Source organism: Thermoleophilum album, from assembly GCF_028867705.1.
GTDB lineage: Bacteria > Actinomycetota > Thermoleophilia > Solirubrobacterales > Thermoleophilaceae > Thermoleophilum.
On record NZ_CP066171.1, the window covers coordinates 278223 to 292671 of the forward strand.

Annotated in this window: 11 protein-coding genes and 1 tRNA gene; all 12 read left to right on the forward strand. The window is 72.5% G+C overall.

Annotation, left to right across the window (positions count from 1 at the left end):
• The first annotated feature begins 2 nt into the window (after window positions 1–2).
• A complete protein-coding gene (locus JDY09_RS01355) occupies window positions 3–1052 on the forward strand; it encodes a 4-(cytidine 5'-diphospho)-2-C-methyl-D-erythritol kinase (protein ID WP_274717110.1) in 1050 nt (349 codons plus the stop codon).
• Window positions 1043–2740 carry a VTT domain-containing protein gene (locus tag JDY09_RS01360; protein WP_274717112.1) on the forward strand — a complete coding sequence of 566 codons (1698 nt, stop codon included), beginning with the start codon at window positions 1043–1045 and terminating at the stop codon, window positions 2738–2740. The genes JDY09_RS01355 and JDY09_RS01360 overlap by 10 nt, the downstream gene beginning before the upstream one ends.
• A 10-nt stretch (window positions 2741–2750) precedes the next feature.
• A complete protein-coding gene (locus JDY09_RS01365; RefSeq protein ID WP_274717114.1) occupies window positions 2751–2969 on the forward strand; it encodes a hypothetical protein in 219 nt (72 codons plus the stop codon).
• Between the two features lie 7 nt (window positions 2970–2976).
• On the forward strand, window positions 2977–4212 hold the full coding sequence (locus tag JDY09_RS01370; protein ID WP_274717116.1) for a PucR family transcriptional regulator: 1236 nt from the start codon (window positions 2977–2979) through the stop codon (window positions 4210–4212).
• 102 nt (window positions 4213–4314) lie between these two features.
• Entirely contained in the window at window positions 4315–7890 is a 3576-nt protein-coding gene (locus tag JDY09_RS01375) for a nitrate reductase (protein ID WP_274717117.1), read from the forward strand.
• On the forward strand, window positions 7887–8156 hold the full coding sequence (locus JDY09_RS01380; protein ID WP_274717119.1) for a DUF6457 domain-containing protein: 270 nt from the start codon (window positions 7887–7889) through the stop codon (window positions 8154–8156). The genes JDY09_RS01375 and JDY09_RS01380 overlap by 4 nt, the downstream gene beginning before the upstream one ends.
• 70 nt (window positions 8157–8226) lie before the next feature.
• A complete protein-coding gene (locus JDY09_RS01385) occupies window positions 8227–8949 on the forward strand; it encodes a TlpA family protein disulfide reductase (RefSeq protein ID WP_274717121.1) in 723 nt (240 codons plus the stop codon).
• Between the two features lie 4 nt (window positions 8950–8953).
• Window positions 8954–11200, forward strand: coding sequence for a copper resistance protein CopC (locus JDY09_RS01390; protein WP_274717122.1), 2247 nt, complete (start codon window positions 8954–8956; stop codon window positions 11198–11200).
• Window positions 11201–11300: 100 nt separating this feature from the next.
• Window positions 11301–11372, forward strand: a tRNA-Gln gene (locus JDY09_RS01395).
• A gap of 29 nt (window positions 11373–11401) precedes the next feature.
• A complete protein-coding gene (locus tag JDY09_RS01400; protein ID WP_274717124.1) occupies window positions 11402–11956 on the forward strand; it encodes a M48 family metallopeptidase in 555 nt (184 codons plus the stop codon).
• A gap of 52 nt (window positions 11957–12008) precedes the next feature.
• Entirely contained in the window at window positions 12009–13397 is a 1389-nt protein-coding gene (glmU, locus tag JDY09_RS01405) for a bifunctional UDP-N-acetylglucosamine diphosphorylase/glucosamine-1-phosphate N-acetyltransferase GlmU (RefSeq protein ID WP_274717126.1), read from the forward strand.
• The gene (locus JDY09_RS01410) at window positions 13394–14434 is read left to right on the forward strand and encodes a ribose-phosphate diphosphokinase (protein WP_274717128.1); all 1041 of its coding nucleotides are present in this window, start codon (window positions 13394–13396) and stop codon (window positions 14432–14434) included. Before glmU ends, JDY09_RS01410 begins: the two co-directional genes overlap by 4 nt.
• Window positions 14435–14449: the final 15 nt, after the last annotated feature.

Sequence of the window (14449 nt, forward strand, 5' to 3'; positions counted from 1 at the left end):
AAGTGACAGGGGCGGCGCGGCGCGCGGGGCTCGGTGGTCACTACACGGGGTTTGCCGCACCCCGCAGGCTGCGCGAACAAGCGCCGGCGAAACTGAACTTGCTGTTGCGGGTCGGTCGCGCGCGCGCCGACGGGATGCACCCGCTCGTCTCGGTGTTCGCCCGGCTCGAGCTCGCCGACACCGTCGAGATCGAGCTCGACCCTGCGCTAGCCGAGGACGTCGTTGTCTGTCCGGGGGTGGCAGGCGAGAACCTCGTCGCGCGCGCACTGCAAGCACTGCGCGGCCTGCTTCCGACGCTGCCGCCGCTGCGTGCCACGATCGACAAGCGCATACCCGTGGCAGCCGGGCTCGGCGGCGGTTCGGCCGACGCAGCGGCCGCCCTGCGCGCCGCGCTGGCGTTAGCGCGCGATGCGCTGGGGCGCAGCGCGGCGGGGGCAAGCGCCGAAACGCCAAGCCCCCTCGCCACCACCGGGCAGCGCGCGGCCTTTGTGGAAAGCGAAGAACTCGCGAGGCTCGCTCTCGCGCTCGGCGCGGACGTGCCCTCCCAGCTCGAACCACGACACTTGTTGGTGTGGGGGGTGGGCGAGCATTTCGAGCCGCTCACGCTGCCGCCGCTCGCGGTCGTGCTCGTGCCGCACACGCACGGTCTCGCCACCGCGCACGTCTACCGGGAGTTCGACCGTCGCCATCCGCAACCGCCCCCGCTGCCCGACCTGGACACGGTGCGGGCGCTCTTCGCCACAGCTAGCCCCGAGCAGATCGCCGCCGCCGTCGCCAACGACCTTGCGCCCGTCGCTGCCGCCCTGGTGCCCGAGATCGCGGTGGCCCTCGATGCCGTGCGCAGAAGCGGTGCGCTCGCTGCCTCTGTGTCAGGATCGGGACCGACCGTCTTCGGTCTCTACCGTTCCCGTGCTGAGGCCCGCACTGCGGCCGCTGCGCTGCGGGCCGAGCTGCCGAGCGGTTTCGAGGAGCCGATAGTGACCGCCATCGCCGATCGATCGACGCCGGCGCCCGCCCTGTCGGTGCAGGGAGGGACAGCGGGGTGCGCGTAGCTGGCTACGCGCTCGCCGCGCTGCTCGTAGCAGCTGTGGTGCCGCTCCGGCGGCGCCTCGGCTGGCCCGCTGCGCTCGCCGCGCTCGTCGCGGCAGCGGCAGTGGTCGTGGTGGCGAGCGGTTTGCTCCCGCACCCGCCAGATCCCAAAAAGCTGATCCGCGACACCGCGCAGGCGCTCGGGCCCTGGTCGTACCTGCTCGTCGGAACGCTCGCCTTCCTCGAGACGGGAGCTTTCGTCGGCCTCGTCGTTCCTGGCGAAACAGTGGTGATCGTCGGCGGTGTCATCGCCGGCCAGGGTGAGATCGACCTGCTGCTGCTGATCGGGGTGACGTGGTTCGCAGCGATCGCCGGCGACAGCGTTTCCTTCCTGCTCGGCCGCAAGCTCGGGCGGCCGTTCGCGCTCAAGCACGGGGGACGCTTCCGAATCACCGAGGAGCGCCTAGAGCAGGTCGAGCGCTACTTCGATCGCCACGGCGGCAAGACGATCCTGATCGGGCGCTGGATCGGCGTGGTGCGCGCACTCGCTCCCTTCATCGCCGGGTCTTCACAGCTTCCCTACAGCCGTTTCATCCCCTACAGCGTGATCGGCACCGGCATCTGGTCGACGACGTTCTGCGTGCTCGGTTTCGTTTTCTGGCACTCCTTCGACACCATCGCGAGCCTGGCGAGCCGTGCGACCGCCGCCTTCGGGATGCTGGTGGCGCTCGTCGTCGCGACGATCGTCGCTTACCGCCTACTGCGGCAAGAAGAGCGGCGGCAGCGGCTGCTGTTGGCGCTGGCGCGAGCGAGCGCGCGGCCGTACGCCGGCGCGCCGCTGCGCGTCGCGGCACGCCTGTGGGTGCGCGTGTTGCTGCCCAGCGGCCGCGTGCTCGCACCGCGCGTGCGTTTCCTGGTCGACCGCCTCACGCCGGGCGATCTCGGTCTCGAGTTCACGACGCCGGTCGCGATCGCCGGAGCTGGCGCCTACGTGCTGACCCTGGAAGCGACGCGCGTCGCTGCCACACCCGGCGCGAGCAGGCTCGACGAACTCGCCGCCGAGGCTGCCGCCGACCTGCATTCGGCCCTGCTCGTCGACGTCGCCAAGGTCGTCACCGACCTCGGCGGCCCCACGATCGTGCTCGGGGTATTGGCGTTCGCCGTCGTGCTGCTTGTCGCTCGTCGCCGCTGGGCTGACGCGGCGGCGCTGGCGCTCGGGGCGGTGGTGCTGGTCGTCGCGGTGGATCTCCTCAAGGACGCGATCGCCCGGCCGCGGCCTCTCGGCGGCCACGACGCCGTCGAAGGTTCGGCGTTCCCGAGCGGGCACGCCGCTTACGCAACGGCCTGGGTGGCCGTCGCCGTGGTGGCGGCACGGGCGGTGCCCGGGCTCGCGCACGGAGCAGCGCTCGTCGCTAGCGGTGTCGCGATCTGCGTGGTCGTCGGTCTGACACGCATCTATCTCGGCGTTCACTATCTCTCCGACGTGGTAGCTGGCTGGGCGCTCGGTGCCACCGCATTCGGCGGTGTGGCCGCCGTCTTCGTGCTCGCGTCGCATCTGCGCACGCGGCGCGGCGCGTTGGGCGTGGCTGGCGGTGCGCGCGCGTCGGAAACCGGGTCCAGCACAGGAAAGCAACCGGTCGTCGACAGCGGCCCGCCGCCAACACCGGCCGCCGAGAGTTCGCCCCCTGCGAGCGCGCGGGCGCCGCGGTGAGGTCGTACCGGTGGGGCTCGGGCGGATCGAGATCGCGTTGCTGCTGGCGGCCGCCGTCGTCGTAGTGGCCTACGTGATCTACGTCCTCCAACCGGCGGTCACGAGCTACGAACGAACGTGGCAGCGGGCCGCGGCAGCCTTCCTCACCCTCTACATCCTCGTGACCTTGCTCGCGATCGGGGGCCTCGCGGGCTTGCTCGTCGTCTGGTTCTACGACCGCTGGGCGTGAGATGGAGATGAGTGGGCCGGCCGCCCGCGACGGTCTGGCGGGCCTCGCGGCGGTATCAGAGATGATCGAGGCGGGGGCCGGTCTATCGGCGGTCGCCCGCGCTGCGTCGCGCGCCCTCGGCGCGAGCCTGCTGGTCGCTGACGAGCGCGGCGCACCGCTCGTCGTCGCATCGGCATCGAGCGCGGAAGAGCGCGCGCTGCGCGCGGCGAGCGAGGAGGTGGAGCGCGTCGCGCTGCGCGTCGCCGACCGCACGGTGGGCGAGCTGCGGCTGCGCTACCGCCGCCAACCGGCGGCCCCTGAGATCGTGCGCGCGATCGCGGCACTGATCGCGCTCGAGGTCGAGCGTGGCGCGGCGCCCGACGCCGCCAGCGAGCGATCGGCGCGCCAACTCGTCGCGGCGCTCGCCTCCGGCGACGAGCACGGTGTCGAGCGCGCGCTTGCGGCGCTCCAAGTCGACCTCGCTGGCGGGGCAACGGTCCTGCTGTTGCGCGCCCGTCCCCCGTCGGCCGAGACTGGCGACTGGCGCGAGCGTTTGCGGAGAGCTGTCGCGCGCACCGTGCGGGCCACGGTCCGCGGCAGCGTGGCGGCGCCGCTGCCGGCCGAGCGCGGGCGCGAGCGCACGAGCGAGCAGATCGTGCTGTTGGTTCCGGGCGCACCCTCTCGCGACAACGGGGAGCGGGTGCGGCGAGCGCTCTACGCCGAGCTCGAAGCTTCGTTCCCCGGCTACAGCCACGCGCTCGGAATAAGTCGGCCGGCAGACAGCCCGGGCGGGCTTGCGCGCGCGCTGCGCGAAGCGGAGCTCGCCGCCAACGTCGCCGAGGCGCACGGCGAGCGCGAGCTCGCCTTCGACGACACCGGTTCCTACCGACTGCTATTGCCGGCGCTCGCCAACGACGCCACCGAGCTCGAGCGCTTCTACCGCGAAACGATCGCCCCGATAGCCGCCTACGACGAGCAGTACGAAACCGAACTCGTGCGCACGCTCGAGACCTTTCTCGAGCTCGACGGCAGCTTCGCGCGCACCGCCGAGCGCCTCTACACCCACCGCCACACGATCCGCTACAGGCTCGAGCGGGTGCGCGAACTGACCGGGCTCGATGTGGCGTCGAGCGAGGGACGCGAGCGGCTGTCGCTAGGTCTGAAAGCGATGCGCGTGCTGGGCATCGTTCCGCCTGGCGGACCTGCCCATGAGCCGGGCGCGGCCGCCGGACGCGTGCCACGCGGCGGCGACGGACGCGACTGAGCGCTGGCGCGCCGGACCGCGGCCGACGCGTACACGGCGTCGGAGGCAGCTTCTACCGATCGTCGAACGGCGAGCGCTCGCGCCGCTCGTAGGGTCGGGCCGGTGGCGGCCGCACCCTCCGCGCGGGAGACCAGGACCACTTGCCCGTACTGCGGGACGGGCTGCGGTTTGCTTGTGCGGAGCGAGGGTGGCCGCCTGCGCGCAGTGCGGGGCGACCCGCTTCACCCGGTCAACCGTGGCCGCACATGCCGCAAACCGCTCGAGCTGCCGGCCGCTGTCCACGCCCGCGATCGTGCGACCGTGCCGCTGTGGCGCGACGATCGCGAACGCCGCTTCGAGAAGGTCGACTGGGAGCAGGCGATCGCGCGACTCGCCGAGCGGATAGCGACGACGATCGATCGCCACGGCCCCGACTCCGTCGCCTTCTACATCTCGGGTCAGCTCACGACCGAGGACTACTACGTCGTCAACAAGCTCGCCAAGGGCTTCCTCGGCACCAACAACGTCGACTCGAACTCGCGCCTTTGCATGTCCTCCGCTGTCGCGGGGTACGCCGGCGCGTTCGGGAGCGACGGCCCGCCCGCCAGCTACAGCGACATCGCGCTCGCCGACTGCTTCCTCCTCGTCGGCACGAACACCGCCGCCTGTCACCCGATCGTCTGGTCACGCATCCGGGACCGCCAAGCCGAGGGCGCGACCGTTATTTGTGTCGATCCGCGCCCGACCGAGACCGCCGTCGCCGCCGACATCCATCTCGCGCTCCGCCCCGGGACCGACATCGAGCTGCTTTTGGCGATGCTCCACGTCGTCGTCCGCGAGCAGCTCGTCGACCGCCACTTCGTCGCCCGTTGCACGCATGGGTTCGAGGAGGCGGCCGCGTTGGCTGCCGCCTGGCCGCCCGAGCGTGCCGCTGCAGCGTGCGGTGTCGCGGCCGCCGACATCGAGCGGGCAGCGCGCGTCTTCGCACGGGGGCGGAGCCTCGCCCTGTGGTCGATGGGCGCTAACCAGTCGCGCGTCGGCACGCTCAAGAACCGCGCGATCATCAACCTCTGTCTGGCGACCGGCAACGTCGGGCGGCCAGGGCGCGGTCCCCTCTCGCTGACCGGCCAGCCGAACGCGATGGGCGGTCGCGAGGTCGGCGGCCTCGCCCACTTGCTGCCCGGCTACCGCCGAGTGGACCGCGCCGAGGACCGCGCCGCGCTTGAGCGCTCGTGGGGGTTGCGACCCGGGTCGATCTCTCCGCGCCCCGGCCTCGCGGCCGTCGAGTTGTTCGACGCGGTGCGGGCTGGACGTGTGCGAGCGATCTGGATTGCCGCGACCAACCCGGTCGTTTCGCTGCCGCGCTCCTACCGCGCGCGCGAAGCATTGGCGCGGGCCGAGCTCGTGGTCGTGCAGGACGCCCACCACCCGACCGAGACGTCGGCGCTCGCGCACGCTGTCCTACCGGCCGCAGCCTGGCCGGAAAAGGACGGGACGATGACCTGCTCGGAGCGGCGACTTTCGCCGCTGCGGCGGGCGCTCGACCCGCCAGGCGAGGCGCTGCCCGATTGGCGCATCTGGCAGAAACTCGCGCACGCGCTCGGGTTCGGCGCAGCCTTCGCCTGGGAGAGCGCCGACGAGGTGTTCGCCGAGTTCGCCGCCCTGACCGCGGGGCGCCCGTGCGACATAAGCGGCGTCGACCGTGAGCTGCTCGTGCGCCGCGGTAGCGTCCAGTGGCCTCTCTCGCGCAGCGCACGCTCACAGGGAGACGAGGAGGGTGCGCCCCGCCTCTACGAGGACGGCCGTTTCAACACCCCCGACGGCCGCGCCCGCTTTTGTGCGACTCCGCCGTTGCCGCCTGACGATCCGCTCGACGAGTCGTTCCCGCTAGTGCTCGTGACCGGCCGTGTGGCCGAGCACTGGCACACGCTGTCGCGCACCGGCAAGTCGCCGAAGCTGCGCGCGTTGAGCCCCGCCCCGGTGCTCGAGCTCGCTCCCGGCGACGCGCGCCGCGCCGGGGTGCGTGACGGCGACGAAGTACGGGTCGTTTCGCGACGGGGCAGCGTCCGCCTACCCGTGCGGATATCGCCTGCGCTCGCCGAAGGTGTCGCGTTCGCGCCCTTCCACTGGGGCGCGCTGCACGCGCCGCCGGGCGCGGGAACGGTAAACGATTTGACGAACCCGGCGGTCGATCCCGAGTCGAAACAACCCGAGCTCAAGTTCGCCGCTGTCCGGCTCGAGCCCGTGCGTGTTCGCGGCTCTGCGAAAAGCGGTGCGGTCAGTGCGCCGCGAGCGACGGGTTCGCACCGCCGTGCGCGCCGTCGCCGTCGCCGGATCGTCGTCGTCGGTGGCGGACCGGCAGCGGTCGCCTGCTGCGAGGAGGTACGGCGGCGCAAAGGGCCGGAGAGTGTCGATCTCACCGTGCTCGCAGCCGAGCCGCACCTGCCGTACGACCGCGTGCGGCTGTCGACGGTGCTCGCCGGCGGACAGAGCGCGAGTGCGCTGGCGCTGCGTCCCCGGGAGTGGTGGCGCGCGCAAGCGATCGATCTTCGGCTAGCGACGGCGTGCACGGCGATCGACGTCGACCGCAGCGAGGCGGTGGCCGCCGACGGCTCGCGCTACCGCTACGACACGCTCGTCCTCGCCACCGGGTCGCATCCTTTCCTGCCGCCGATCGCGGGCATCGATAGCGAGCACGTAGTCGCCTTTCGCACTATCCAGGACTGCGAGCGGATCCTTGCTGCCGCCCGCTCGGCCCAGCGGGCGGTGGTCGTGGGTGGCGGCTTGCTCGGCATCGAGGCCGCCGCCGGGCTGGCAGCGCACGGCGTGGCGGTCACGGTCGTAGAGGGCGCTGCCCACATCCTGCCGCAGCAGCTCGACGCTGGAGCCGCGGCGATCGTCGCTGGCGAGCTCGCGGCGCGCGGAATCGCCAGCGAGTGCGGCACCACGGTCGAACGCATCGACCGCCGCACGGTCACGCTCGGCGACGGACGCGAGCTCGCCGCCGATCTCGTCGTCGTCGCTTGCGGCGTGCGGCCCGCCAGCGAGCTTGCGCGCGCTACCGGGATCGGCTGCCGGCGCGGCATCGTCGTCGACGAACAGATGCGCACCGACGCGCCGCGCGTTCTTGCCTGTGGCGAGTGCGCGGAGCACGAGGGTGTAGTCGCCGGGCTCGTGGCGCCGGCGACGAGCCAGGCGCGTGTAGCGGCGGCGGTCGCTTGCGGCGACCCTTGCGGCTATCACGGCACGGTCCCGGCGGCGCGGCTGAAAGTCGCTGGGCTCGACGTCTTCGCGGTCGGTGTTTCCCGCGGTGACCCCGAGCTCGAGGTGGCGTGGCGCGACGGTCGCGGTCGCGTGTACCGCAAGCTCGTCTTCGCTCGTGACGGCGCGCTCGCGGGCGCGGTGTTCGTCGGCGACCTCGCCGGCGCTCCCACGGTGGCGGAAGCTGTGCGCCAAGGCGAGGCGGTCGATCCCGGTGTCTGCCTGCCCGAGGCGCTGCGCGGTTCCGCCACCGGCGTCGAGCTCGATCCCGAAACAACGGTCTGTTCGTGCAACCACGTGAACGCCGGCACGATCCGTGAAGCGGTGCGCAAGGGGGCGCGGACGTTGGCCGAGATTCAGCGTGCGACACGCGCGTCGACCGGCTGCGGATCGTGTGCCGCGGACGTCGAGCGCATCCTCCGCGAGGTGGCGGCGTGAGCACGGGCGACGCGAGCGCTCGCGAACCCCGGACGGCGGCAGGCGCCGCACGTCCAACTGCGCGCGAGTGGCTTGCACGTTTCGCCGCCGCGCTCGGGCTCGAACCGCCCGACGACGCGCAGTTCACGGCACTCCTCGAGCTCGCCGCGGAGGCGGCGCACGCATCCGAGCGCGCAGCGGCCCCGGTCGCCTGCTGGCTGTGCGGCCGCGCCGGCACCGACCCGCTAGCGGCCGCTCGCGTCGCCCGGCAGGTGGCGGACCGATAAGCAGTCTCCGCATCGGCGTCGGACGGCTGCTGCCGTTCCCGCTACTCGGCACCCGTCACACTGTCGGGCGATGCCAGACCCGTCCCGCGAGACCGGACCGAGCGAGGCGACTGCGGTGGTCGCTGCGCGGGCGGAGCCTGACGCCGAGCCGGCTTCGCCTTCGCCGCGGCTGGGAGTGCGCGTCGCCGCAGCGCTCGTAGCGGGTGCCTTCATCGCCTTGCTCGTCTACGGGCTCCTGTCGCGCCCGGGCGGCGGCACTATCGACAGCCGGCTGGCGCGCGGCGAGACACCGACCGCGCCGCGTTTCGCGCTGCCGCTGCTCGTCACCGGCGACCGCCAAGCCCTGGCGCCGCGGCTGCAGCGCGCGCTCGCCGACGGGCGGCTCGGCCTCGACGAGCTGCGCGGAACGCCGGTAGTCCTCAACTTCTGGGCGTCGTGGTGCCCGCCGTGTCGCAGCGAAGCGCCGACCCTCGAGCGCGTGTGGCGGAGGGAGCGGCGCAGCGGCGTGCTCTTTCTGGGCCTGAACATGCAGGACGTGCGCGACGACGCGCGCGCTTTCGTGCGCGACTTTGGCCTCACCTACCCCAGCGTGCGCGAGCCCGACAACGAAACCGCTCGCCGCTACGGCGTCACCGGCCTGCCCGAGACGTTCTTCATCGACGCGCGCGGCCGCGTGGTCGGGCACGTGATCGGCGAGGTGACGGGCGAGCAACTGACGAGCGGTGTTGCGGCGGCGAGACGCGGCATCGCTCTCGGCAGGCGCAGCGGCGGCGATCGCCGCACGACGCGCTAGCGCCGTGGGGAGCGCGATCGCCACGCACAAGCGTGCTCGCCTGGCGCGCCGCGCGCTGGCGCTCGCCGTACTCGCGCTGCTCGGAGCGTTCGCGCTGCCCGCGAGCGCGCTCGCCCACGCGTCGCTCGTGGCGAGCGATCCGGCGCCCGGCTCGCGCCTCGAGCGGGCGCCCGATCGGATCGAGCTGAGCTTCGCCGAGCCGCTCGCGCCACGGCTGTCGCGCGCCGTGCTTGTCGACGAGCGCGGTCGCGCGCTCGCGGCACGTACCGTCGTCGCCGGCAAGCGCATCGTGGTCTTCCCGGCGCGGCCGCTAGCGCGCGGCGGCTATCGCCTCGAATGGAGCACCGTATCGACGGTCGACGGCCACACCCTCGCCGGCAGCGTCGGTTTCGGCGTGCGCGCCCCCGCGCCCGGCTCGACCGGGGCGGCGGCCGCCACCGGACCGTTCGACGTCGGCGGTGTGCTCGGTTTTCTCGGTCGCGCGCTGCTCTATGTCGGCCTCGTCGCGTACGCCGGCCCGCTGTTCGCCGCTGCTGCGCTCGGCACGGGCACGCCCGGCCGTTGGCTGGTTCCCGACACGCTCGCCCCACGCGCCGGTTGCGACGCGAGCGCTCTCGCCCGCCGACGGCGGGCGGTCGAGCGTCTGCACGCTCGCGCCGGGCTGGCCGCGCTCGTCGGCGCGGTCTGCGTGGCACTCGCCGACGCAACTCGCGCTGCCGGAGCGTTCGATCCCGCCGCTCTCAGTGACTTCCTGTTGCAGAGCAGGGCGGGCGTGGGGCGCACGGCGGTGATAGCGGCGCTGGCGCTAGCGCTGTTCGCGCCCCGCCGCGGCCCCGCGCGCCAGCTCTTTTGCCTCGTCGCGATCGCTGCGCTCGCGCTGTCCGGTCACGCTGCATCGGCCGATCCGCAGGCGATAGCGGTAGCTGCCGTTTTCGTGCACGTCGTCGCGGGATCGGCGTGGCTCGGCGGCATCCTTGCGCTCGCCGCCGCCTGGTGGCGCGAGCTCGGGAGCGAAGGCCCACTCCGTCGTGCTCTCGTGCCGGCCGTGCTCGAACCGTTCGGGCTTGTGGCGCTACCGGCGTTTCTGCTGGTCGTCGTCGCAGGCGGCGCGAACGCGGCGCTCAGCATCGGGTCGCCACGGGAGCTCTGGGAGAGCGACTGGGGGCGCGTGTTGCTGTTGAAGATCGAACTGGTGGCGCTAGTCGCTGCGGTCAGCGGGGCGCACGCCCTGGTGCTGCGGCCACGCCTCGGACGCAGCGGTGCGAGCACGACGACCGAGCGACGGCACTGGCGCTTGGTGCGCGGCGAGTCGTGGATCGCGCTCCCGGTGTTGGCGGCGAGCGCGGCGCTGGCAGGCTTCGCGTTGCCGCCGCGACAGGTGCAGGCGACAGCGGCCAGCGCCGATCCCTTCGGTTGTGTCGGCTGTCCGCCCCGGGCGCCGGACCCAGGCGAGATCGCTGTCGCCGACCACGCCGGCCCCGTGCTCGTCGCGGCGTGGCTGCGGCATGCGAGCAGGCAGCGCGTCGCATTCGAGTTGCGCCTGCGCGACCTTCGCGGTCGCGCCTGGGATAGCGAGCCGCGAGTGTCGGGCGCGCGCGCGCTCGCCCAGTGCGGCCCGGGCTGCTGGACCGGGACAGCGCGCGTGACAGGTGGGGAGCTCGCCGTGACCCTCGCCGATCGATCCGCGGGCACGGCACGCGCGCCGGCACGCGCGGTGCTGCCCGCCAGCTTCGATCCCGGTGGGGCGCGACGCGCCCGGCGGGCGCTCGCTCGCGCCGAGCGCACGATGCGCCGCTTGCCGGCGGTCGCCGAATACGAAACGCTGACGAGCGGGATCGGGCGCCCCGTCGCCACCCGCTACCTCTTAGTCGCTCCCGACCGTCTTGCGTTCCGCTTCTCAACCGGTGGTGGCGGCGTCGTGATCGGCCCGCGCCAGTGGCGCCTGCTGCCCGACGGCCGCGTCACGAGCGGCCCCTACTACGGGCGTTTCCGCAGTGCCTCGTGGTTCCGGTGGAGCGCCTACGCCCGCTACGTCGCTTGGCTCGGCGCGACCGCCACCACGATAAGGATCGCCCTCTTCGATCCGGCGACGCCGGTGTGGTACCGGCTCGAGATCGATCGGCGCAGCGCGCGCGTGCGCCGCGTGCGGATGATCGCTCCCGCCCACTTCATGACCCAGGTCTTCACCCTGCCGCGGCGCGTGCCGGCGATTCGCCCACCGACGGACGCGTTCCCCGTGCCCGCTCCCTAGACTCGGGGACGCGCAGCGCGGCGCGCGCCGCTCTCCCCGCTCGCTACCCGTTCGCGAAGCGAGCATGGGGTGAGACGGGCGTGCGCGGCGCGATCCTTGCTGGGGAGTGGTCTAACGGCAAGACGCGGGCCTTTGGAGCCCTGAGATCCCGGTTCGAATCCGGGCTCCCCATCTGCCCAGGCCAGCCGCCACCCCTCTGCGATGCCCGCCGCTGCACCCGCGCCACTGCCCGTCGACCCGGCGAGCGATGTCGTGCTCGAGCTCGGCGTGCCAGGGTGGGTTTACGTGGCGGGCGCTCCGTACGAACTGCGTGCGCGGCGGGGGGAGCGCGCGCTAGCGCGCGCCCGCGGGCCCTTCGTCGAGGTCAGCGGTCCCGACCGTGCCGAGCGCGGCAAGGCGCTCGCCCGCTGGTACCGCCGTACGGCGCGCGAACTGCTCGGCAGCGCGCTCGCCGCCGACGCTGAGCGCCTAGGTCTGCGCCCGCAGCGGCTCGCGATCCGCGACCAGCGCACCCGCTGGGGCTCCTGCTCGACGCGCGGGACGGTGTCGCTGAACTGGCGGTTGGTGATGGTGCCGCCACCGGTGGCGCGCTACGTGATCGTCCACGAGCTCTGCCATCTCGAGCACCCCAACCACTCGCCCGCCTTCTGGCGGGCGCTCGCGGCGGCGCTGCCCGAGTGGCGCGACGGTCACCGCTGGCTTCGCCGCCACGCGCTCGCGCTGATGAGCTATCGCCCCGCCCACTCGGCACTCTGATCGCTCCGCGCGCGGTGCGGTGGGAGCAGGCTCGGCGCTACGCTGCCTGCGCGTGGCACCGATCCCCTTCGACTGCTTGATCCTGGCCGCGGGGCAGGGCACGCGCATGCGCTCGCGGCTCGCGAAGGTTCTCCACCCGCTCTGCGGGAGACCGATGCTGTGGTGGGTTGTGGAGGCCGCCCGCGCCGCCGGGGCGGCGCGCATCGCCTGCGTCGTGCGGCCAGGCAGCGGCGTCGGTGAGCGCCTCCCGGCCGGCGTAGAGGAGATCGAGCAGCGGGTCGGCGAGGGCACCGGCGCGGCAGTGTTGGCGGCGCGCGAGTGGGCCGATCGCGAACGCCCGCTGGTGTTGCTGTCGGGCGACCACCCCCTCGTCAGCGCCGAGGTGGTGCGTGCGCTGGTTGCCGAGCACGCCGAAAGCGGCGCGGCGGCGACGCTGCTCACGAGCGACGAGCTCGACCCGAGCGGCTACGGCCGCGTCGTGCGCGGCGCCGACGGCAGCGTCGAGCGGATCGTCGAAACCAAGCACAGCGAGGGAGTTCCCGACGAGATCCTCGCCATCCGCGAGGTGAACATCGGCATCTACGCCTTCCGTCCGGAGCCGCTTTTTGCCGCGCTCGAGCGCGTGCGCGAGGAGCGCGGCGAGCGCTACTTGACGGCCGTGTTCCCGCTGCTCGCCTCGGCTGGCGAGCGCGTCGCGGCCGTTCCCACCACCGACGTCGCCGCTGCCTTCGGCGTCAACACGCGCGTCGACTTGATGCGCGCCGAGGCGGTCGCGCGTGAACGGCTGATCGAACGCTTGGCGCTGGCCGGCGTGACGTTCGAAGCGCCGCAAGCCACGGTCATCGAAGTCGACGTCGAGATCGGTCCCGACACCGTGATCGGCGCTGGCTGCACGTTGCGCGCAGGCACGCGTGTCGGCAGCGACTGTCGGATCGGGCCGTGCGCGACACTCGAGCGCGCGCGGGTCGGCGACGGCGTCACCATCGAGCACGCCCGCCTCGTCGACTGCGAGGTGCACGACGGGGCGACGGTCGGGCCGTTCGCCTATCTGCGACCGGGCACGGTCGTGCGCGCCGGCGCCAAGATCGGCACCTTCGTGGAGGTCAAGAACGCCGACATCGGCGAACGCGCCAAGGTGCCGCACCTGTCGTACCTCGGCGATGCAGAGGTCGGCGCCGACGCCAACGTCGCTGCCGGCAACATCACCGCCAACTACGACGGTCGCGCCAAGCACCGCACCGTCATCGGCCCGCGCGTTCGTACGGGTGTCGACACGGCGTTCGTGGCGCCGGTAACTATCGGCGAGGGGGCGTACACTGGGGCTGGTTCCGTGATCACCAAGGACGTGCCGCCCGGCGCGCTCGCGATTGCCCGTGCTCGCCAGCGGAACGTCGAAGGTTGGGTCGAGCGCTTCCACGGGAGGGACGACAAGAAGGCATGAGCCGCCCGATCGATGCCGCGCCTGCGGTACTTCCAGAGACAATCATCTCGGCGGGCTACGAGAAGCGTCTCATGGTCACCGCTGGCCGTGCCAGCCTCGACCTCGGCGCGAAGATCGCCGACCGCCTCGGCGTGCGGCTTACCGACGCCGGTCTCAAGACGTTCTCCGACGGCGAGGTCTACTGCCGCTACAAGGAGTCGATCCGCGGCGCCGACCTCTTCATCGTCCAGTCGATCTGCGGCTCCGAGCGCGAGGGCTTGACGGTCAACGATGCGCTCGTCGAGCTGCTGCTGATGGTCCATGCTGCCAAGCACGCGTCGGCGCACCGCATCGTCGCGGTCTGCCCCTGGTACGGCTACTCGCGCCAGGACAAAAAGTCCGCCCCGCGCGAGCCGATCTCGGCGCGGCTGGTGGCCGAGACGCTAGAGGTGGCGGGCATCGACCGGATGGTGACGATGGACCTGCATGCCGGGCAGATGCAAGGCTTCTTCTCGAAACCGGTCGACCACATGACGGCGATGCCGATCCTCGTCCAGTACGTGCAGGACCAGCTTTTGCCGCAGCACGGCGACCTCGTGATCGTCGCTCCCGACGCCGGCCGAGTTAAGCTCGTGCGCAAGTTCGCCCAGAAGGTCGGTGCTCCGTACGCGCTGCTCGAAAAAGAGCGGCCGGCGCAGCAGGTCGCCGAGATTGGCCACGTGATCGGCGACGTCAAGGGCAAGGTGGCGGTGATCGTCGACGACATCATCGACACCGGGGGGACGCTCGCGGTTGCCGCCGAAACCGTGCTCGACGAGGGCGCGCGCGAGGTCTACGCGGTCGCCACCCACGGCATCTTCTCTGGACGTGCCTACGAGATCCTCGGCAACTCGCCGCTGTCGGGCATCGTCGTCACCGACACCGTGCCGCTCAAGGCGGGAGCGCCACCGCTGATCCGCCAGCTCACCTGCGCCGACATCCTCACCGACACGATCCGGCGGATCTTCACCGACGATTCGGTGTCGGAGATCTTCGCCGGCGAGAACCAGCTCTTCTGACGCTCGCGACGGCGC

What these genes read in the sequence shown, in the direction of transcription:
- JDY09_RS01370 (WP_274717116.1), top strand. Translation starts at nt 2,977, where the DNA reads ATGAGTGGGCCGGCCGCCCGCGACGGTCTGGCGGGCCTCGCGGCGGTA.
- JDY09_RS01385 (WP_274717121.1), top strand. Translation starts at nt 8,227, where the DNA reads ATGCCAGACCCGTCCCGCGAGACCGGACCGAGCGAGGCGACTGCGGTG.
- JDY09_RS01400 (WP_274717124.1), top strand. Translation starts at nt 11,402, where the DNA reads ATGCCCGCCGCTGCACCCGCGCCACTGCCCGTCGACCCGGCGAGCGAT.
- JDY09_RS01410 (WP_274717128.1), top strand. Translation starts at nt 13,394, where the DNA reads ATGAGCCGCCCGATCGATGCCGCGCCTGCGGTACTTCCAGAGACAATC.